Annotated in this window: 3 protein-coding genes; 1 reads left to right on the plus strand and 2 read right to left on the minus strand. The window is 41.4% G+C overall.

Annotation, left to right across the window (positions count from 1 at the left end; all coding sequences use genetic code 11):
- Positions 1–155 (plus strand): phosphoribosylglycinamide synthetase C domain-containing protein (locus tag HP456_RS24205; RefSeq protein ID WP_281358135.1); only part of this gene is annotated, 155 nt, incomplete at its 5' end.
- Here the strand turns inward: HP456_RS24205 and HP456_RS25730 are convergent.
- The gene (locus HP456_RS25730; RefSeq protein ID WP_376766251.1) at positions 133–255 is read right to left on the minus strand and encodes an EYxxD motif small membrane protein; all 123 of its coding nucleotides are present in this window, start codon (positions 253–255) and stop codon (positions 133–135) included. The genes HP456_RS24205 and HP456_RS25730 overlap by 23 nt on opposite strands.
- A gap of 72 nt (positions 256–327) precedes the next feature.
- A complete protein-coding gene (locus tag HP456_RS25570) occupies positions 328–819 on the minus strand; it encodes a YgaP family membrane protein (RefSeq protein ID WP_312857815.1) in 492 nt (163 codons plus the stop codon).
- Between the last annotated feature and the right edge of the window lie 300 nt (positions 820–1,119).

Below are 1,119 nucleotides of genomic sequence, written 5' to 3' on the forward strand. Positions count from 1 at the left end.
CTGACGGAGGCAGGGTAATGTTGATTGCTGCCGAAGCAGACACAGTGGAAAAAGCCCATGCATCCGTTTATGAACACTTAAAAAAGCTTCAATGGTTAGGTCTCTTTTACAGAAGTGATATAGGCAAAAAGGCTATCGAACGCGTCTCTTCCTAGTTCTGCGGATAAACACATACGCAATCGCAATAATTCCGCCGATCAGCGAAAATAACACATAAGACATATCAGTCAGATACTCGAAAAACATAATTAGCATCTCCTTAGAATATAATAGAATACTTAAGTGACGGGGACGGGTCTTTAGTGAATAAAGTCCCGTCCCCCAAGCTTAAATTTGTGTGAATCCCTGGTTATTGAAGCTGCTTGTTTTACTTGATGATTTGCCAAGGTCGCCATTCAGTGCTTCTTGAACTTCCTTGTTGGACAGATCTTCCGGGTTAAAGTCGGTGTTTTTCTTTGCTGACGTTGTTCCGGTTGTATTGTTTTCGGTGTCGTGACTGCTGGAGCCGGTGGATTCATTTTTCTTCTTGCTTGATTTCAACATGTCCTTAACATTGAACATATCCATACCTTTCAAGCCTCCGAGACCTCGGGTGCTTTTCTTGTCATCGTTGTCCCCGCTTTTGTCCAGGAGATCTGTGACAGGGCAGTACCTCAGGATTCCTTCGGCCACCTTCATGGCCCCGATCATCGCCATAACGAGATAAGAATCTCTCCATGGACGTTTAACAAGTTTGGCCGTAGTCCAAGACAGAATCGTTAAGCCTAATGTGATGCGAATTAAAGCATTGATGATCCCAATGTTTGATGAAACTTTCATTTGTAAACTCCTCCTTAATCGAAAATTCACATTATTGTTGTAAACCTTTACTGCGTTAAAAGACAAAATATGTTAACATAAATGTAAGCCCTTTCTTTTGGAAAACAAAACGCAATAAACGAATAGTATCGGGCGATTACTAAGCTTTTTGCACAAAAATGACCTTTAAAGAAAGAACTTAAATAAAACTGACAATACCATTCCACCAGAGGAGTGTTCGCTTTGGAACAACGCTACAGATGGAAGAATAAACAACTTCGGGAACATGTACAAGTTCTCGATGGAGAGCGATCTCCAACC

The organism is Bacillus haikouensis, from assembly GCF_013179555.1.
GTDB classification, from domain to species: domain Bacteria; phylum Bacillota; class Bacilli; order Bacillales; family Bacillaceae_B; genus Rossellomorea; species Rossellomorea haikouensis_A.